Source organism: Microbulbifer variabilis, assembly GCF_023716485.1.
In the GTDB taxonomy this organism is placed as follows: Bacteria; Pseudomonadota; Gammaproteobacteria; order Pseudomonadales; family Cellvibrionaceae; genus Microbulbifer; species Microbulbifer variabilis_B.
This window is the reverse complement of the sequence record NZ_CP092418.1, coordinates 2,807,602-2,827,441: the sequence shown is the minus strand read 5'-3', so window position 1 is coordinate 2,827,441 and position 19,840 is coordinate 2,807,602. Positions and strand designations below refer to the sequence as shown.

Below are 19,840 nucleotides of genomic sequence, written 5' to 3'. Positions count from 1 at the left end.
GCCTTTGGTGGTTAGGGTTTGTCGTTCCTACAAGGAGGTAGACCATGCCTTTGACCGCTCACGTTCAACAACTTCACCACGTTAATAATCTATGTGCGGGCCTGGAATGGGTGGTTGGCTGCCCCAATCAGAATGCGCGCACCGCCTTGCTGCAGCTGATTGGTGAGGAGGTGGCCCTCAGCCTGGATGAGCACATGAACAACAAGCCGGCGGCGATCTTTATGGCGTGGGCAAATGGGGATTCCATGATGGGGCTCGGTATCTTTGACAAGGATTAGTTGATTGTCGATCGCTCGCTAAAGCCTACCCATGGCGATGTGGTGGTGGCCCTGGATGGGCAGCTGACCTGCAAGGTGCTGGACCAGCAGCAGGGGCGGCTGCTATCTGCGAATGATGACTACGCGCCGATCCCTATTTGGGAGGGGCAGGAATTGATTGTGGAGGGGGGGTAAAGGCTTCGGTTTGTTACTACCGGCCGCGCTGAATGCTGGTATTGGTGGACTGCAGTTAGCAGATATTCAAGCCCGATCTGCACGGGAGCCCGGTGGTGGTGCCCTCAAATAACGACGGCTTTGTGGTGGCGCGCTCCAAGGAGGCGAAGTTATTAGGTATAGGCGACCTGGAGCCCTTCTATAAGGTCCAGCACCTGCTGCGTGCGCATGGAGTGGCTAGCTTCTCCAGCAATTACCTTCTGTATGGCGATATCTCCCACCGGATAATGACAATACTGAGGGAGTTCAGTCCCAACGTGGAGGTCTACAGCATCGACGTGATGTTTTTGGACCTGCACGGGCTGCAGGAGGACTGGCAGGACTACGGCCGCAAGATCCGCAATACCCTCTGACGTAATATCTGTATGTCCGTGGGTGTGGGTATTGCGCCCAGTAAAACCCTGGTCAAGCTCGCCAACCGCGCGGCCAAGAAAATCCCCAAGTGTGATGGTGTCTGTGCGTTGGACACGCCAAAGAAGTGGCAGTGGATGCAGCGCCGCACAGCTGTTTTTATCATATCTATTCCTTCTGAAATATCTTTGTAGAAGCCTTGTCTAATTGGTTGATTTAACATTTTTCTGTAGGCTTTAAGTCGGTAAGCCATCCGCACAGAAATGGTCAGATCTTAGCTTTACCGTTTTGAGGGAATCTTGGAGTTGAAAGGGAATATTTTGAACTCTGTCTTGAAAAAATGCAGCTGGCAAGAAATTGTACTTTTTTGGTGTTATATCGTCTAATTTTATCATTTTTTTGGGTGCGGTCGATTTGGGAATTATGTACACTTGGTTTTATTAGTTTTAGGGAGTGATAATGAAAAATTTAGGCTTAATTGCAACTTTAATGCTTGCTTCAGTACCAGTTTCAGCGAGTGACTCACTGGATATATGCTTAGTTACGGGGCACCCAGCATCAGATATAAAATATGAAAAGATCCAAAGAATTAAAATAGGTAAAAATTCTTATGGCAGTGTAACTGATGTTTTGCAGGTATTTGCTGATAAGGCTGATGCCTTAGGAGCTAATGCAGTAATAAATTATGTCGGCTCTCAGCGTTTCGGATTTTGGCCTTGGCGTTTTGTTCGCCCAGTGGTTAGGGGTGAAGCTGTCAAGCTTTATTTTAGTAATGGTCAAACTTGCAGAGATATTGGTGGTGCAACGGTTAGAGAGGTTATTAAAACCAATAAAGAGCCTCATCACATTTAACTATACAATTGTTGTAATCTAAGTTTCGGTTATGGCTATCTTCTACTGTATCTTAGCGCAAAAGGTGTCGGTAGCCTCAGGCAATTGAGTTGTGTACTGGGTTTAATTCACTTCAGGACAATGCTTCTGAGTAGAAGTAGCCATATAGACGATGGGTTGAATCAGCAAAAAAATAGCAGTGGCTCTTTGTTTATAGGGGACAATGGTGTCCAGAGAAAATTGAATGTGCGGTAAGTATTTACATTGCCTACTTGAATCGCTAGATGGGAAGATTTCCCTTGGGAGTGACTTGAGTTTTGCTGGACTGCTCAAGCCACTCCCTTTATTCACTCGGTTAGTCTTGATGCAGATACGTATTCGATAAAGATATGACCGTTAACCCTTCCTATAGGATCGTAACCGTTGCACCAATACGAATATCCAATGTGAGGACGGTCGGGCCCATTACTTGCGGCACCTGGTGGGATGTCATCCATATCTATAATAAGAGACCAGGTGCGCTCCCGAGTACCATGCCCCACCGTTCGTGAGCATTTCCACTCAACTGGTGTATATCGACTAGTATCGCCTGAAGCCGTCATAGTTACCTCAAAGTCATCTATTGTTAGGTTTAAGCCAGTTGCAACGTTAATTCGCGCTAATGCACGTGCTCTAGCTTTGCCCTCTTTGCCTCTTGCGGCAAACCCAGTGCTTGGTGGATTGTCTTGTAAGTCTTCGTCGTGTTCTGTGAGTTGATAAGGTGGAATTTTTGTAGAACCTCTTAAAGCAACCATTCGGAAACTCCTAGATTAAATAATTATTTTAAATGGCAGCCAGAATGCATTTTAGGCTACATCGAGAGGGTACGACATTTGCCCCCAAGACGAATTTAATAACTTATTAGGAGGCTTCTCTATCATGCGATACTTCACTGTGTTTTCCTGCTTTTCATCTAAATGAGAGGGCAAAAGTTCTTAAGTGTAAATTAATATTGTTACTCCACTAATAAATGCTTCTTTATTTACCCTTTACTTCAACAGAGCAGCAAAGCTGTTATACAGTCTCCTTACTCCATCGATGACATTCGTAATTGTACGATCGGGAGGGGAAAGATTATTGCGAATTTAAACCGTCCAGGGTGACTTTCTATGAAAGAAGGAATGGGGCATATCGAGATTACTACCACCAGGGCAATTGTTCAGAATAAGGGAGGCTATATAGGAGATGGATCGAATCAACAAAATATTCGACCAGGAGGCGCTTCCAGTTGTAGTAATACATTAAGGAATGATCAAAGGCTCGTATACAGCCTGCCTTGATCTAAGAGCAGCATAGCTCCACTGGGTATTTCTTGATATTCCCGGGCCATTACCAAGGCCTTTGTTGTTAATGTGGCATTTGCTTGCTTTGAGAGGGACCATTTGACGATGCATGTGAGCATGCAAATCGATGGTGGTTGCTAGGCAACACCAGTCTTAACCAAGCCCAGATATAGGTAGTATCAACGCGCTAAATTTTGATTGGGCTTCTCTGCATTAAACTGGCGGTTAAGTTCATTTGGCGTGTCTAAGTGCGCAATTATTTCGCTTCTGTATTGATGAGATTTAGGAATACTTGCATATCAAGCCGGTCTCACACACTTGCCGTCTAACTTTGAAACTCACGATTGATATCCCTGTCGATAAGGTAAATTGACGATTTTGTGGCTTTCTCCTGAGCTATGGCTGCGTTAGAAGGGCTCAGTGACTTGGAAGTGATGCTGCATTCTAGGTAGTTCAGAGGAGTTTTTCTTTCTGCTATATTCGAAACGGTATGCCCGATATGCTTCAATCACTTTGCGGGCTAGCTTCAAGCTAATCAGTCTCTCAGCGTGTGCGATTCTTCTTGTTGAGTGCCAAGAGGGCGAGCTCCTTTTTAAACCTTTTTCTCTCTTGCTGGGCTGTCAGTATGGCTTTAAGCTCTTAAATTTTTATTGCTCAGTTGTTAGCGCTTTATTTGCGGGTATGTCTCCATACGTTCTGTCTCATATCAAAATGTTGATAGTTTAGTGGCGCTATAATCTATTTCTGGCGGATTTCTTAGGCGTCATGTTTAATTTGATGTCTCAATTTTGGCGAATATTTTTACCTGAAGTAGTATGGCGGTATTAGAAAATAGAAACTTGTGAGCTGGTACCTATTGTTGGGAGAAGTTGTAGTTGTACTAATTTAACGAGGAGAGTTAAGGTGGGGCTGGTTTGGAAAAAATTATATCGCTTATGACAATGATGTGAGTTAGCTGATAAGGCTTGCTAGAAAATGTTTAATTGTTGTTTAGCTAATTCTGCTGAATTGGTCGTAAATAAAAGCCTAATTGAAACTTGACGATTGCCTTGAAAGGTGGCGGTTTGGTTTGCTTGCGATGAAGATATTTTGGCTATTTATTGAAAGGCTTCTCCTTTAACATAAAATGGGTTTGAAAGATGAAGATATTTATGCGTGCATTGGCATTCTGTGTTTTGTGTGTTGGATATTGTAATCAGGCATTTTCTATTGAGATTCTCGCACATAGGGGGGCATCTGGTGAATATCCTCAAGGTACAGAGCTAGCGTTTGATAGAGCATTGGAGCAAGGTGCCGATATACTAGAGTTAGATGTTCATCTGTCGAAAGACTATTTTGTCATCATTAATCATGATTCAGATCTTAAGGATAATGTTGGGATACCTGAAAAAATTGCGGATTTGACGTTGGGTGAAATTAAAACCCTTGATGCTGGTCACGAATTCACATTAGATAATGGCAGTAGCTACCCTTTTAGGGGGCAAGGACTCACTCTGTTAACTCTCAATGAATTGTTTGAGCGTTACCCAGATGGCTATTTTAATATAGAGATTAAGCCCAATGATAAGACTCTTTCTGAGGCTCTTTGGCAAGTCATTGCAGATTACCGTATGGAGAAGCAAGTTACTGTTGCTAGCCAGCATAGTAAAGCCATGAAGTACTTCCGTGAACTTAGCGGGGGTCAGGTTAGAACCAGCGCAACTATAAGTGAGCTTATCGAAGCAAGTCTTGCTTGGAGTACGGGTTTTGGCTGGGCTTTTCAGCCCAAGTTTGATGTTGCACAATTGCCATATAGTATTACGACCAAGCCCTATGTACGCTTTTTTCAGAAAAAAGGAGTGGCTGTGGACCTTTGGACAGTGAACAATGAAGACCATATTGAGCGTAGTATATCATTGGGTGTAGATGGGATTATTGGCGATTATCCAGGCCGAATTTATCGAGCGCTTGTTGATGCTGGTGAGCGTTAACTGATCACTTTATTTTTAAAGGCTATGGAAGGTTGAAATGTAAAAAATTTTAAAGTGAATTGGATCCTTATTGTATTTTGGGTACTCTAGTGATACTTAGTTGGTTCCAAGGCGGCTTCTTTTAGCCCCAATTCCTGATGAATTAAGTACCTTCCTGATTGAATGGTTTGGATCTGGTTACAAATACAGAGATGCCGTAATGAGTAGGCTGGAAATTGATGTATTTGGATTTTTGGTGGGTGCTTAGGGGGGATTTCGGTGTGACAATGAATCTAGCAGTTGGAGTTTTGTGTTGATCTGCTGTTTTTAGTAGTGTTTAGTTATCATAATATGGGGAGGGGGTTAGATGTATAAAACAATTCTTTGCGCTATAGAGGCTTCCAAAGAAGGGCGCTTTGTGCTTTCAAGGGCTGTAGAACTTTCAAGCCAGCATGAAAGTAAGTTAATCGTATTAAATGTGCTTCCCTACAGCTTTTTGCCTAAGGATTATCAGCGAGAGCTTAAAGAGGATGCTATTCCGAAGTTTGAGGAGATAGTTTCAGATTTCGGTATCTCTAAGAAAAATAGAATCCTGAAAGTAGGTAAGCCCTATGAGGTGATTTGCAAGGAAGCTGAAAAAAGAAGTGTAGATTTAATCGTGCTCGGGACTCACTCTAAGAAAGGTATAAGCTCTCTAATAGGCTCTACAGCAAATAGTATCGTAAATTATGCTCATTGTGATGTAACTTTAGTGCGAATTTAATTGACACTGAAATTATTTGTTGTTGTTAGTTGAGTTGCTCGCTACCAAAGCTAGCCGGTGCTGTTATCTAAGTAATTGTTATGTGAGTAAATCTTAGCCGAGTAACTATTGATTATAGTTACTCGGCTCCGGTTGTACGATTTAAAGCGGAAATTTTAGGCCTACCACAAATCTACCCTGCTACGAGACGGAATGAGGCGGCAGTCCAGAATTTGAGTTCTCAGCTTCCTTGAATTCATCCTCTTGCTCTTCAGAGATAGGTGCATTGCGTAGAACTAGGAAGCCGGCAACTCCGGCGATTACAGAAGCTAGTAGGATACCGGCTTTCGCCTGCACCAGAAGTTCGTACTGGGAGCTAAATGCCAGCTCGGCTATAAAGATAGACATAGTAAAGCCAATGCCGGCGAGTAATGCCACACCTACGATATGCTGAAAGTTCGCAGCCTTGGGTAGCTTGCCCCAGCCAAGTTTCCAGCCTATCCAAGTTGCGCCTACAATGCCAATTAGCTTGCCAACAACCAAGCCGCTAATGACACCGAGTGTTACTGGGTTGAGTACCGCTGCTGAACTACTAAAGCTATCGAAAGGGATGCCCGCATTAGCCAGTGCGAAAATTGGAATTACTATAAAGCCCACCGGGATATGTAAGCGGGTTTCCATACGCTGTAGGGGGGACTGAGCTAGATTTACACCGTTACCCAAGGCCATTACACGTGCATGGAGGGCATCGTTTGCAATGATCTTATCACCGGGGCGAAAGTATCGATCGAAGCTGCGGATAATATCTTTAACAAAGGTGCTGAACGCTACAGGATCATACTTTGGCTTGGCAGGTAGTGCCATTGCCGTAATTACGCCTGCTAGAGTGGCATGAACGCCTGCCTTGTAAAGTCCGTACCAGAGCAAAATACCGGTAAAGACGTAGGCAGAAGAGCGGCGAACCCCGGCGGCATTGAGTAAGCCCATGATTACAACTAGAAATCCGGAGGCCATTAAAGCGGTAGTGTTCACTTGCTCTGTATACCAAATAGCAATTACAAGAATTGCTCCTAGGTCATCTACAATGGCTAGGGCTACCAGAAAAGTTACCACAGCCCTTGGGACTCTGTTTCCTAGTAATGCTATACAGCCCACGGCAAAAGCGATATCAGTAGCCATAGGGATGCCCCAACCGCGTTCTGCGATGTCGCCATTGTTTAGGGAGCTATAAATCAAGGCTGGAACTACCATACCGCCAACCGCTGCCATCACGGGCAGGACTGCTTGGCGTAGATCTGAGAGTTCCCCAACTAAAAATTCACGTTTAAGTTCTAACCCTACCAAGAAAAAGAAGATGGCCATTAGGCCATCATTAATCCAATGATGTAGTGATAGAGAAAGCACCCAGTCACCAGTGCCAATGCTGACAGGCATATGGAGCAGGTGCTTGTAAGCATCCTGTAGAGGGGAGTTGGCAACAATCAGTGCAACCATTGCAGAGAGCATCAGTAAGATACCACTGCTGCTTTGGCGATGGATAAATTCTTCAAAAGGTGTAACCAGGCGGCCAAAGGCCCCCTCTAGCGGTGCCTCAAAGACTTTTCCTTTACGAATTTTGAATCTATCCAGAACACTTTTTGCCATCGGCTAATTGCCTCCTTTTATAAAGCTAAGCCCCACTAAGTGCAGGGCTATTTCATGCCGGTTCAAACCAGAGGTTATCATGGTCATAGTGTCATTTTCTATATTTGACGTTTTTTATTGAGTAGGGTGTAACTGGGTTTAGTTTTGAAAATAGGGGGAGAAATGGTCATCTCTCGCTTACGAGCAGGCACTAAGTAAGCACAAATTTATATGTGTGATATTGCTTACATATGTAATTGGAGAGTGAAGCATGGCGCCTACTAAAAGATAATCTCCCTTTTGAATATTAGCTAATTATTAAAGGGGTTATCCCACCTTATAACTTTTTAGGGTTACTTGTTTGCTAACGCTCTTTTAGGTTGTGTCATAGTCCTTACGTGGCACTTCTATATGCGGGATGCGAAATATCTAAAGGTATAATTGTCTATGCTTGCATAATGTCATTAGATGAAATGAGGCTAGATTCATAACGTAATATTTAATTGTTTATATGTGTTGTAACTGCAATATAGAGCGCAATGAGATATGCTTTAATTGCTACCTGGTTAATACTGATTGTTGTTTAAAGAAACTTATTTGAAGTGCACAGTGTTGAGGCATTGAATTTATGATGCTCTCAATAGAATTATAATCATGATCAAATTTAGGTTAAATCTATTTGCTGGCCCACAACAGTCAATGGAAAAATAGTCTCTACTTCTCGACCAGGGAAAAAGGCGCTTCTTCTTAGGGCTTAATACCTCAAATTTTTCTCTTTTTGGTGCCACTGTTCTTGCTTGAGGTCGAAATTTAGAAATAAGTGGCCAGAGGTACTTATGCACATCCACTACTATATGTGGTTTAATATGCTATAAGCAAAGCCTTTACGCTAATGCTTCAAATGCCTGATAATTGGCCGTCTAGCCTCTGGGGGAGTGGTTTCTTGCGAACCTCTCACTGAAGAGGGAATAGGAGTTGAATCAAAATCTTGGAGTGATCGGTGACGACAACAGTTGAACGCAAGGCGACCAATGTACATTGGCATGATGGCGATGTAACTCGTGACAACAGGGCCAGTATTCTTGGTCACAAAGGCGTGACCCTTTGGTTCACCGGCCTGTCGGGTTCCGGCAAGAGCACGGTAGCAGTAGCGGTTGAGAAGGCTTTGGCTGCGCGAGATGTCCTGAGCTATCGCTTGGATGGTGACAATATACGTTTGGGGATCAACTCAAATCTAGGCTTTTCTGCTGAAGATCGCAAAGAAAATATCCGTCGTGTAGGTGAAATTTCCAAACTGTTTGCGGACACTGGGATAGTGGTTCTCAGTAGCTTTATTAGTCCATATCGAGAAGATCGCGATATGGTTAGAAAGATGCATGAGGATGGCAATCTGCCTTATTTGGAGGTGTTTGTAGACTGTCCACTGGAGGAGGCAGAATCTCGTGACCCTAAAGGCCTTTATAAAAAGGCTCGTGCGGGTGAAATTAAGGGTTTTACTGGAATTGATGACCCTTATGAAGCGCCTATTTCCCCTGAGTTGCGTCTTAATACAGCAGAAATGACCTTGGAGCAAGAGGTGGAAGTGATTATTTCTACCCTGCAAGAGAAAGGTCTTATTGCCAAGGATTAAGCTGACTTTTATGAAGCATACTATAAGGGAAGCCTGATGGGCTTCCTTTTTGTCTTTGCCTGATTTGTTGGGCTACTTGGTTCGATATTTCTGATACATCCTTCCTATAAGTCCTCCCCGGCGCCAACTGTCGGTTGACCTCTTTATCCCTTCATATACTCAAGCTGTATCACTTGGTGAAGTTGACAGCTGTGGAGGCGTTTATGTCGACAAGGGGAGCTTGGTTTCTCTCTGTATTTTTCTTGGCGCTGCTCGGAGTGCTGGGGGTAGTCGCTTGGATCGCGTATGCGAAATTGCCAAAAGTACATGGCAAAGCAGATGCTCCAGTAATAGGGGTGCCGGCTGGCGCTCTTGATTATGCTTCTACACCGGCTTATGCGGGGCCTCACCCTAGAATGATGTCACGTCCGCCTGAGTATTTTCCATTCCCTATCTCAATTGGTGAGGTTGGACCAGTAGAAACGTTATTTACTGGCCCCTCAAAGTACCCCTTCTTTTGTGGTCGTAATGCGATCACCGATAAGCAGCCATTGGTTGATAACCAGGCCAAGGAGGGGGTCCCAATTTTTGCTTTAGGTCCAGATGGGAAGAAAACCAAAGAGGTGATTGGTTATAGCCGAGACTGTAGCCATGCAACGGAGGTAACGTACTTCTATAGGAGCACAACAGATGGAAGCTTTTATTACCTACATGAAGCACGTAACGATATTGATAAGGTAACAGTAAATGGTCGACAAGTAGATTTTATTGTCCGTGTCGAAACAGGCACGATTAACCGGCATCATTATGCTATTGCAGCTCTGCGAGGAGACGGCGAAACTGCCGAAAAACCAAATGCCAGCAATTGGAACCGGCGTTTGATATATCAGTTTCGTGGGGGAGTAGGTATAGGTTGGCGCCAAGGTAATTTGAGCAAAGGAGATGTGACAACTCGGCGAATGGACCAGTTGGCTCGAGGATATGCCATCGTTTATTCGACGGCGAATCAAACCAGAAATCACTATAACTTATGGTTGGCAGAGGATACGGCACGGCGCCTAAAAAAACAGTTCCAAGCACTCTATGGTGAGCCCATGTATACGGTTGGTATCGGTGGCTCGGGAGGTGCTATTCAGCAGTACATCTTGGCGCAAAATGCACCGGGGCTACTGGATGCGGCGATACCACTTTACTCCTATCCAGATATGGTAACCCAGACTATCTACGCCTTTGACTGTGAGCCTTTAGAGTATTTTTTCGATGTCCTGGATACTAACAACCCCCGCTGGCAGGATGTTGAGGAGCGTCAACGGATACAGGGGTTGGCTGCGAACCCTGAGGCGGATAGCCGCTTCAAGCTGATTACTTTAGCCGCTGGTTTGTTTGATGGCCGTTATAGGGGACGACCAAGCGGCGCAACTGAATGCGTAGAAGGTTGGCGTGGTTTGGTGCCACTGGTAAATAACCCAAACTTTGTACACTTCTTTAAAAGTTTTTCCGGTGATTTGCCGGATAGAGTGCATTGGACACATTGGGAAAATCTTCGCCAGTTCTATGGTGCTGCTGAAAATGGCTATGCGAATACAACCTGGGATAACGAAGGGGTTCAGTATGGGTTGAAAGCGTTGGTTGATGGAGAGATAAGCATCGATAATTTCTTAAAAATCAATGCTGCAATAGGTGGGTGGAAAGCCCCGCAGAATCAGTCGCAAGAAAAGCTCTGGTTTCTCAATGGTGGGCTTTTTCCTGTGCGCCTTTCCGTATGGAGTGAGCAAAATTTAAACATGGGGACTCTGGCGAGCCCAGCTAAGCGTAGCCGCGCGGATTTGGAGGCAATCAAGGGGATTTATAGGTCTGGTCATGTTTTCCTTGGGGATGTAGAAATTCCGATAATTGATATGCGCCACTATCTGGACGAAGAACCAGATATGCATCACAGCTCGGCTTCTTTTTCGACTCGAGAGCGTATCCGGAGGGCCCGCGGCCACGCTGACAATCAACTGATCTGGATGAGTCACAAAGACTACAACCCATTGGATGATGCGCTTGATCTGGTCGACCGGTGGATGCAAAACATCATTAATGACCCTGCTAAAGGTGTAGTTGGTAATCGACCTGAGGATGCCAGTGATCAATGCTTTGATAGCGAAGGTAATGTACTAGCATCAGGATCTGATGTTTGGAATGGAGACTGGAACCGCCAGTCGAAAGGGAAATGTATGCGGGAGTACCCTGCCCACAGCACCTCAAGGCAGGTAGCCGGAGCACCAGTGACTGATGACATCTTTAAGTGCGCGCTTCAGCCGGTGGAGAGGGCTCTTGCAAAAGGCGTCTATGGCTCTCATACGGAAGAGATATCAGGTCGTCTCGATGACTTACGACGCATCTTCCCAACCGGGGTATGCAACTACAATGAACAGGATTTGGCCCGCCCAAGAGAGCAGTTGATTCCTAAAGGGGTCCCAGTGCGAATTGCAGGTCATTTAATTGACCCAGACTATCGACAAGGCAAGCTATTGCAAGAGGCAAGTGTCGGGGAGGAGGAGATGCAGCCGGTGTCTGTACCTTCGGAAAGCATGCCCGATGAATAATAGTGGGACTTGGCGCGAAAATTATTGACAGGAAATTATATTCTAGTAATATGCGCCTCGCTCAAGGGGCTAGGCCCTGAAAGAAGATGAGCAGCGGGTGGTTAGCTCAGTTGGGAGAGCGACGGCCTTACAAGCCGTAGGTCACAGGTTCGACCCCTGTACCACCCACCAACTTCCTAAATGGAAGTTTACTACCGAGGACCGGTAGTTCAGTTGGTTAGAATGCCGGCCTGTCACGCCGGAGGTCGCGGGTTCGAGTCCCGTCCGGTCCGCCAGATACGATAAAAGGCCCGTACATACGTACGGGCCTTTTTTATTCGTGTGTGGGCGAACTGGTATTAGGCCTGAAAAGCTCTGGAACTGCGCCTTGCTTGACCCCTTCAAGCTATTTGAGGTGAGTGGCACAACTCTTTTTTCTTGTGCTCAAGCTTGTGGTATTTGGCGGGAACGAAGGAACTTGCAGCAGTTATATTACTCCTGCGCTAGGGGGCTCTTCACCTTGTTCATATGATCTCTGGCTAAGTGCCGAGCGCCAACCTAATACGGAGGGCGTTAGACTCTATCGTATTGCTGGCTCTGGATGGGTTGGGATGCACACTTTGCTCGTGAACTTTTTTTGAGGGCGGGGTTGTGTTCTTATCGGTAAAGGGCTGCTTTTATGGAGTGAGCCCTGTCAGGTTGCCTCTTTATGAAGGGATTGGAGATACGTGACAGTTTCCTACCTAACTACTCTTGGTCTGAATGCTTTCGCTGAAGCTGCGCGCGCGATTCCTTACCAAAAGGTCCGAAGTAATCTTTTTCCGGGAGTTGAGGTCTGGATTCGTCGTGATGACCTGCTGGACCCACTTATTTCAGGTAATAAAGCGTATAAGCTCATTTTTAACTTGATTAAAGCAAGGGAGCTGGGTGTCGAGACGTTAATCACTTGTGGTGGAGCATGGTCAAATCACTTGCATGCCACTGCTGCTGCTGGAGCGCGGTTTGGCTTTCGCACAATTGGTATTGTTCGAGGTGAGCGCCCACCGGTGCTTAGTGCCATGCTTCAAGATGCCGAGCGCCTCGGTATGAAATTTATATTCGTGTCCCGTGAATTATACAGGCAGCGCAGCCAGTCAGACTTTCTCAATCGGGTTGGTGTTGGCTCTGCTATTGGGGCCTATTTGCCGGAAGGTGGGGCAAATCTTGCCGGGGTAAGAGGAGTTCATTTACTGGGGGAAATTATTGAAGGAACTGTCCCCATCAACTTTGACCAGCTTTGGGTGGCCTGTGGAACTGGACTAACACTGGGCGGCTTAAACTCTTCCATAAGTAGCTTTCCTGTACATGGTGTTGAGGTGCTAAAAGCGGGAGGCTCTGTTCGTCGAGCTGCCTGGCATTGGTTCGCGGCGTTATCACAATATAATACATCAGGTCTCAAAAAGAAAAACGCAGGTGAGGTTGAGCTGACTGATGAGTTCCATTGTGGAGGATATGGTAAGTACCCCGTTCGACTACAGGAGTTTCACCGGGCTTTTGAGATGCAAGCTGGCATCCCTCTAGATCCTATTTATACTGCCAAGCTGCTGTATGCGATTTCGCGGAAAGCTAACGAGGGTCATTTCAGCTGTGGCACCAAGATTTTGGCGCTCCACTCCGGCGGACTACAGGGTCGGCGTGGATTTCAACTAGGCTGCTAGACTAAAAATTCCCTTCTTCGTATGGTAATTTCTCCTACCCCGGGTGTGTTTGTTCGACTCTAAACGCAAGCTAAGGCATAATCTCCTGTCACTTTTTGAGAAGCTTTTCCCGCCGTCGTGTAGTACCAGCTTCGATGTCTGAAAGGTAAAGTATCAATCGCAAGGCCCAGGCTCGGGCACCTGAGAGGGAGCGGTGTCGGAATTTCAAAATATCGGTCTGATCGGCCGCACAGGAAGTGATAGTGCTGTGCTTTCACTCAAACGCCTTATGGCTTTTCTTGAGCAAGAGGGCTACGCGGTCGTGTTGGAGAAGGATACTGCAACAGCAGTATCTGCCAACAAGGCACGTGTCTCTTCAAAAGAGAAGTTAGGCGAACTCTGCGACTTGGTCATTGTAGTAGGTGGCGATGGCAGCCTACTCGCTGCTGCTCGTGCTTTGGCAAAATTCAGTGTGCCCTTACTCGGTATTAACCGCGGTCGTTTAGGCTTTCTCACTGATATCACCCCGGATGAGGTTGAACGAAAAGTCGGGGAGGTTTTGGCTGGCAAATATATGGCCGAAAGCCGCTTCTTGCTGGATATGTCTGTGGCGAGAGGCGGTAAGCCGGTTGACAGGGGCACTGCATTAAATGATGTCGTCCTACACCCAGGTGAATTTATCCGTATGATTGAATTTGACCTCTACATTGATGGTCAATTTGTCTATACGCAGCGCTCTGATGGGCTCATCATTTCTACGCCGACAGGTTCGACAGCGTATGCACTTTCGGGTGGAGGCCCGATCATGCATCCAAAACTCGATGCAATTGTCTTGGTCCCGCTAAACCCACATACCCTGAGCAGCCGCCCGATCGTTGTAGAGGGCAGCAGTGAATTTAAAATCATTGTGGGAGGGCAGAATATCACTAAGCCTTATGTAACTTGTGATGGTCATGATCAGATAATCACTGAGCCAGGGGATGTGATCCGTATTCATAAAAAACCGCACCGATTAACGCTGGTGCACCCCTTGGAGCATAATTTTTACGAAACTTGCAGGTCGAAACTTGGTTGGGCCGAGTAAATTAAAAAATTACAAGTTATAAACAAATGAGAGGTATCAGTGAGAGTTATTACATTTGGGACTTTTGATGTATTTCACATCGGCCATGTAAATATCCTTGAAAGAGCGAAGGAATTAGGGGCTTACTTAATCGTAGGCGTCTCCTCTGATGCTTTGAATATCAGCAAGAAGGGACGTCCACCAATTTATAGCCAGGATGACAGGATGAAAATTGTTGAGTCACTTCACTGTGTTGATGAGGTATTTCTTGAAGAGTCGCTTGAGCTGAAAGCTGAATATATTAAACGATTCAATGCTGAAATGCTTGTTATGGGAAATGATTGGGAAGGTAAGTTTGATCACTATTCAAACTTATGTGAAGTTCACTATTTCCCCAGAACAGAAGGGATTTCAACAACACAAGTAATAGATTTGGTTCGTGAGATGGCCTAAAAGTAAGTAGGTATTGATAGGTGGTGAGTATCTAAAGTGCGATCTATTTGTTTTTTTGTTTGGAACGAATATCAACTAGCTTGCTTTAAGCCGATAATTGAATTGGTGAATGGTTACGTTGCAGTGGAAGATAGAGTCTATAATGCTGATTTTGTCCGTTCAACTGAGCGAGAGTATACTCATTCAGCAAGATATATCCGCATTAAACGAGGCTCTGCGATCAAAGAGCTAGATCATTTTGACCTCATTATAGCCCACACTGCCTTTGAGGGGGTGGGTTCGTTGCGCTCGGCCAAGCTTGCTTTTGTTCAATATGGATTAGCTAAAGAAGACTATAACTACGGACTATGGCGCGGTCTTGCAGATATTAACTTTGTTTTCGGTAATTACTCTCAACAGAGAATTGTAAGTGTAGCGAATTCAATAGTTGTTGGGCACTCGGTACTAAGTAGCTGGCAAAAACAACAAGCTGAACTTTCATGGAGCGCAAATGAGGAACCAATTGTATATTATGCTCCGACCTGGGGGGAGCACTCCTCATTGGAGAGTAGTTTGGACGGTCTTGAAGAGTTAAGTAAGCGGTTTACTTTAGTTGTTGCACCCCACCATAATACGATTGTGTTTAATTCAGAGTTAATCCGACAGATTCCTGAGAAAATTAAAATCGTCGTCAGCCAAAAGGATAAGGTTGATTGGTTATTAAAATCTCAACTAGTGGTATCTGATATAAGCGGGATTATTTTTGATGCATTTTTTCTCGGAAAAAAAGTTTCAGTATTGAGAGGAGCGTCGTTTACCCAAGAGAGTGTGAAGGTTGGGAGAGACTCAATTGAATATCGAGAAATCAATAATTTTGCTGTTACTTTGAATGATATTTCTTCCGTACGAAAGGATGAATTTTTCCCAATATACGATCCTTATGCTGGCTATTACCAGGGCCTTATATCGGATACACTAGATGCAGATGAGCGGTTAGCTAATGAGATCATAAATTATAATTTTCATGATCAGCACCAAATACTGCGAGAAAAAATCCGTGCGCAATGGGCGATTACTGATAGTGAAAAGAAGCGCATAAGGAATGAAAATCAGACAGACCCATCCCCGATGGGGCAAAGTATTCGTCGACTTCTACACAGATTAAAGGTTTCTTTATGAGACGGGTACTGCTTTACGTCCCTCTTAGTAATTGCCATCGGCTGCCAATTTTCCGTGAAATCGCACTTAGAGAAAAAAAGGCGGGGAATTTGGTTTATATTTGTGTAAGTGTGGCAATGCCGCTATTTGATGATGATGACAACATTTCTCTCAATATTTCCGCAATAATAAATTATTTAGACCCAGTAGTATATAGGCGGATATACATAGCAACTCCTAGTGCAAGAGAGTTATGGAAGATCCTTAAGAGAAATCGTATTGCGCAAGAAGAATTTATTTCTCAGCATAATTTAGATTGCGAAGATTTACTAAAAAGAAAGGGGTTTGATTATGTCTATCTATGGAATGGAAATTTTGCTTACCAAACCGGTTTCCTGAATGTTACGAAAAAGCATAATATAGATGTTCGCTTCATGGAAGTGGCATGGTTTGATCAGTCAAATACATATTATTTTGATCCTAAGGGCGTGAATAGTGGAAGTGAAATTGCTAAAAAGGCTACCTATGAGCTTGAGGGGTATTACAAACACGGCCAGGAATTCTGTGAATCATACAGGCGAAAAAAATTATCTGGGTTAAAAAACGAAGAGAAGTACATCTTAGTTCCACTTCAAGTGGAGACTGATTCAAATATTCGACTATATTCACCATTCACGTCAATGCAAGAATTTATTAGTGAGCTTGCTAGATGGTTACCAAAAACTCATAAAGTAATTGTTCGAAAACACCCAAAATCTTCAATGAAGATGTTTGATCTCCCTAAAGGTTTTTCCTGGTCCAGAGAGAGTGACCTATTTAAAGATATAGCAGGTGCTAAGTGCATAATTGGTATAAATAGCACTGTACTTTTGCAAAGTTTGGCAGTAGGTAAGCCGGTAATAGCCATGGGGGAGGGCATTTGGGGACAGAATACAGCAATAACTTATGGTGATGTTCGAGCTGAATTCGCGTGGCCTCATTATAATGAGGCAGAAGCTTTTTGCCTCATCGGCTACTTAGTTGGTAAGCAACTATTTTTTAGAAAAAAAATTTTTAATCCTCAGTCAAGATTTAAGAGATATTTAATTGCCTTACGACTGGTGAAACCTTTTTTTCAGTATCTTGCAGGATACACCATTTTTTATAAGAGAAAGGGGGTAATCTTATAAAAATGATTAAGGTGAAGTTTTCGGAGTGATTTTTTAGGTAATTGTAGTTGATATAATTTAGCTTTATTTTTTCTGCTCCCAGAAATTTAATGTTGATCTAAGGTTAAGAATCATTTGAGGTATAGTATGACAATGAAAAAGCAGAAAGTGATAAAGATCTTGCATGGTTTTCTTCATAGATATAAACCAATTGACTCAAGATTGAGGCGTATTCGGGGATACCAATTGTTATCTAAATTTGGGCGCAAGATATATCATAATGCGGTTATTCGGCTTAGTTCCAGTCAAAGATTTTATCTGGAAAATTTTGACGAAATAGGAGTGAAAAAAAACGTTATACTTTTTGAAAGTCATTGGGGGAAAAATATAAGTTGCCATCCTTTTGCTATTTACCAGGCTTTGATTGGACATCAAAAAGCAGAAGACTTTAGCATAATTTGGGTTGTCAATAACCCCGAGAGTGTTCCGGCTGAGATATCTTGCCGAAAAAATGTGAAGCTTATTGCTCGAGATACAATTGACTATGCGAAAGCGCTGCTTAAGGCGGAATATTTAGTCAACAATTTAACCTTTCCAGACTATTTCATTCGAAAGCCCAGTCAGTTTTATGTAAATACTTGGCATGGTATCCCAATTAAAACACTTGGTCTTGACACGAATGATCGATTGTTTTCTTTTGCAAATGGACAACGAAATTTCATTCAAGCAACACATATCCCCTTGGCTGGGGAGTACGCTAAAAAGACTACAGTCGACTCATACGGCGCGAAGAATCTTAATTCTCATAAGGTGTGTAAGATTGGATCTCCACGTATCGACACAACCTTGAACACTAGCCGAAAAAGTGTCCTAAAACGTTTGGGTATAAATTATAATAAAAAGGTTGTACTTTTCGCTCCAACTTGGCGGGGTAGAATTGGAAAGCCGTCGATGGATTTTGGCTTTGCTATTAAAGCACTTGATCATTTATCAATAAGTTTGAGTGATGAGTATCATGTACTTGTTTCTCTTCATGGCTTAGTAAAGGAAAAACTTAAAGGTTCTTTAAAGGGTGGTTTCAATTTTGTCCCTGATGAAATGGATATTAATGAGATTCTTGCCGGCGTAGATATTCTAATTAGTGATTATTCCAGCATAACCCTTGACTTTTTTGCGCTTAACAGACCTATAATTTTATATGTTCCAGACCGCTCTCATTATGAGAGTGAAAGAGGGTTGTATATTGAATTAGAAGAACTTCCTGCTAAGGTTGTAAATGAATTACCTGAACTTTCAAATGCTATCCATAATGCAGTGAAGCCATCTGAGTTCCCCAGTTATACTGCAGCAGTGGGAAAATTCATCCCTAATGAAGATGGAAAGTCTAGCGAAAGGCTTTTGAGTATTCTATTTGGTTCAAGCCAAAACTTACCGGTTAAAGAGAGTACTAAGAAAAAAATACTAGTCCATCCGGGAGGCTTGCTTGCAAATGGAATTAGTAATTCTTTCGTAAATCTAGTCGAAAATATAGATCACAGTAAATACGAAATGACATTTATTGTTGATGCTAAGGCAACAGATTCTTCGATTATTAGAAAAGAGTACTTTGTTAGGCTTGCTGAGAAATGTCAGGTGATTTTATTGTATCCTGGGATTGGTTTAACGTTTGATGAGGCTAAAGCATACTCTAAGTTTACAAGTAAAGAAACAAATCCCTCTTGTTATGATGAGGAATTAATTAATGCGGCTTTTAGAAAAGAAGCTCGAAGAGTTTTTAGTGATAATTCATTTGATATAGCTATTTATTTTTCAGGCTATACTTTCTATTGGGCTCAGCTATTTGCACATCTAGATACAAATAAAAGGGTGATCTATCAGCACTGTGATATGTATGCTGAGGCGAGCAATTCCAATCCAAATAGAAGTCTCCCGCAGCTAAATGCAGTCTTCAGCAGTTATAAACATTATGAGACATTTGTATCAGTTTCAGATAGTGTTCGGATTGAAAATGAGAGAAAACTGAAATCTTTTTACCCGAGTAAATACTCTACGGTTACAATTGAAAATTCAATCTCCCCTTCAGATATAAAACGTAAATCTGAAATCCCACTTTCACTAGTTTCAATTCAATGTGCTACAATTATCAATACTACAGATCACTTGAAATTTGTGGTGGTGGGTAGACTTTCCCCTGAAAAAAATCATAAACGCTTATTTCGTGCGTTTTCTATTTTAATTAAAGAAGAGAAGAAAAAGGCTATTTTATTTGTGGTTGGCGATGGACCTCTTAGAGAAATTTTAAAGTCTGAAGTCAGGCAACTGGGAATTGCTGAGTATGTGGTATTTACAGGAAGGCTAGCAAACCCTTATCCCTTAGTAAAAGCTTGTGATTGTATGGTGCTAGCATCTGACTATGAAGGGCAGGGGCTTGTATTATTAGAAGCGTTAACATTGGGTGTACCATGTATAGGAACAAATGTACCAGGAATTAAATGTGTGCTAAAAGATGGCATAGGGATTTTAACAGAGACTACAGCGAATTCCTTTGCTGATGCAATGATTACATTTGCTAACACCCCAAAGAAGAAACCAGTTATTGGTTTTTCTGCTGAAAATTATGTGGCCTCTACCTTGGATTCATTTTACCGCTATGTTTGTGATGAGAAAATTAGTAACGATGTTGTTTTTGATACATGAGGTTTAGATAAAAAATTTTGTAAACACCTAGGTCTGGCCTTATTTTAGTGAGGCGACTTAGTATTAGATAAAGAGAAAGATGGTGTTTAATTCTCTTTTAATTATTGGCGTATTCAGGGGAGAGCGCATACCCTTAAGATCGACTCTAAAAATATAATATTTTGCTTGTATTTGGGTT

Annotated in this window: 16 protein-coding genes and 2 tRNA genes; 17 read left to right on the top strand and 1 reads right to left on the bottom strand. The window is 43.3% G+C overall.

Going from position 1 to position 19,840, the window contains the following annotated elements; all coding sequences use genetic code 11:
* Positions 1 to 44: 44 nt before the first annotated feature.
* From MJO52_RS12585 to MJO52_RS12555, 7 genes are all read left to right on the top strand, one after another.
* A complete protein-coding gene (locus MJO52_RS12585) occupies positions 45 to 278 on the top strand; it encodes a hypothetical protein (protein WP_252082004.1) in 234 nt (77 codons plus the stop codon).
* Complete coding sequence (locus tag MJO52_RS12580) at positions 279 to 452, top strand: LexA family protein (RefSeq protein WP_252082003.1); 174 nt, start codon at positions 279 to 281, stop codon at positions 450 to 452.
* 62 nt (positions 453 to 514) lie between these two features.
* Positions 515 to 844: a hypothetical protein gene (locus MJO52_RS12575; protein ID WP_286037021.1), complete on the top strand. Its 330-nt coding sequence runs from the start codon at positions 515 to 517 to the stop codon at positions 842 to 844.
* A gap of 12 nt (positions 845 to 856) precedes the next feature.
* Positions 857 to 1,036 carry a hypothetical protein gene (locus MJO52_RS12570; protein WP_252082001.1) on the top strand — a complete coding sequence of 60 codons (180 nt, stop codon included), beginning with the start codon at positions 857 to 859 and terminating at the stop codon, positions 1,034 to 1,036.
* A gap of 265 nt (positions 1,037 to 1,301) precedes the next feature.
* On the top strand, positions 1,302 to 1,694 hold the full coding sequence (locus MJO52_RS12565; RefSeq protein ID WP_252082000.1) for a hypothetical protein: 393 nt from the start codon (positions 1,302 to 1,304) through the stop codon (positions 1,692 to 1,694).
* Between the two features lie 2,440 nt (positions 1,695 to 4,134).
* Positions 4,135 to 4,965: a glycerophosphodiester phosphodiesterase gene (locus MJO52_RS12560; RefSeq protein ID WP_252081999.1), complete on the top strand. Its 831-nt coding sequence runs from the start codon at positions 4,135 to 4,137 to the stop codon at positions 4,963 to 4,965.
* A 346-nt stretch (positions 4,966 to 5,311) separates the two neighbouring features.
* The gene (locus MJO52_RS12555) at positions 5,312 to 5,707 is read left to right on the top strand and encodes a universal stress protein (protein ID WP_252081998.1); all 396 of its coding nucleotides are present in this window, start codon (positions 5,312 to 5,314) and stop codon (positions 5,705 to 5,707) included.
* A 180-nt stretch (positions 5,708 to 5,887) separates the two neighbouring features.
* Here the strand turns inward: MJO52_RS12555 and nhaA are convergent, their stop codons facing one another.
* A complete protein-coding gene (nhaA, locus tag MJO52_RS12550) occupies positions 5,888 to 7,330 on the bottom strand; it encodes a Na+/H+ antiporter NhaA (protein ID WP_252081997.1) in 1,443 nt (480 codons plus the stop codon).
* A gap of 979 nt (positions 7,331 to 8,309) precedes the next feature.
* Here nhaA and cysC point away from each other — a divergent pair.
* From cysC to MJO52_RS12500, 10 genes are all read left to right on the top strand, one after another.
* A complete protein-coding gene (cysC, locus tag MJO52_RS12545) occupies positions 8,310 to 8,939 on the top strand; it encodes an adenylyl-sulfate kinase (protein WP_252081996.1) in 630 nt (209 codons plus the stop codon).
* Between the two features lie 203 nt (positions 8,940 to 9,142).
* A complete protein-coding gene (locus tag MJO52_RS12540) occupies positions 9,143 to 11,509 on the top strand; it encodes a DUF6351 family protein (protein ID WP_252081995.1) in 2,367 nt (788 codons plus the stop codon).
* Between the two features lie 95 nt (positions 11,510 to 11,604).
* A tRNA-Val gene (locus MJO52_RS12535) sits at positions 11,605 to 11,680 on the top strand.
* A 27-nt stretch (positions 11,681 to 11,707) separates the two neighbouring features.
* Positions 11,708 to 11,784, top strand: a tRNA-Asp gene (locus tag MJO52_RS12530).
* 432 nt (positions 11,785 to 12,216) lie between these two features.
* Positions 12,217 to 13,185 (top strand): 1-aminocyclopropane-1-carboxylate deaminase/D-cysteine desulfhydrase, encoded by a 969-nt coding sequence (locus MJO52_RS12525; RefSeq protein ID WP_252081994.1) that lies wholly within the window; start codon positions 12,217 to 12,219, stop codon positions 13,183 to 13,185.
* 193 nt (positions 13,186 to 13,378) lie between these two features.
* The gene (locus MJO52_RS12520; RefSeq protein WP_252081993.1) at positions 13,379 to 14,248 is read left to right on the top strand and encodes an NAD(+) kinase; all 870 of its coding nucleotides are present in this window, start codon (positions 13,379 to 13,381) and stop codon (positions 14,246 to 14,248) included.
* Positions 14,249 to 14,287: 39 nt separating this feature from the next.
* Positions 14,288 to 14,680 carry an adenylyltransferase/cytidyltransferase family protein gene (locus MJO52_RS12515; protein ID WP_252081992.1) on the top strand — a complete coding sequence of 131 codons (393 nt, stop codon included), beginning with the start codon at positions 14,288 to 14,290 and terminating at the stop codon, positions 14,678 to 14,680.
* A gap of 123 nt (positions 14,681 to 14,803) precedes the next feature.
* Positions 14,804 to 15,838, top strand: a complete 1,035-nt coding sequence (locus MJO52_RS12510; protein WP_252081991.1) for a hypothetical protein — start codon at positions 14,804 to 14,806, stop codon at positions 15,836 to 15,838.
* A complete protein-coding gene (locus MJO52_RS12505; protein WP_252081990.1) occupies positions 15,835 to 16,986 on the top strand; it encodes a capsular polysaccharide export protein, LipB/KpsS family in 1,152 nt (383 codons plus the stop codon). The genes MJO52_RS12510 and MJO52_RS12505 overlap by 4 nt, the downstream gene beginning before the upstream one ends.
* 132 nt (positions 16,987 to 17,118) lie before the next feature.
* Positions 17,119 to 19,662, top strand: coding sequence for a glycosyltransferase (locus tag MJO52_RS12500; protein ID WP_252081989.1), 2,544 nt, complete (start codon positions 17,119 to 17,121; stop codon positions 19,660 to 19,662).
* The last annotated feature ends 178 nt before the right edge of the window (positions 19,663 to 19,840 follow it).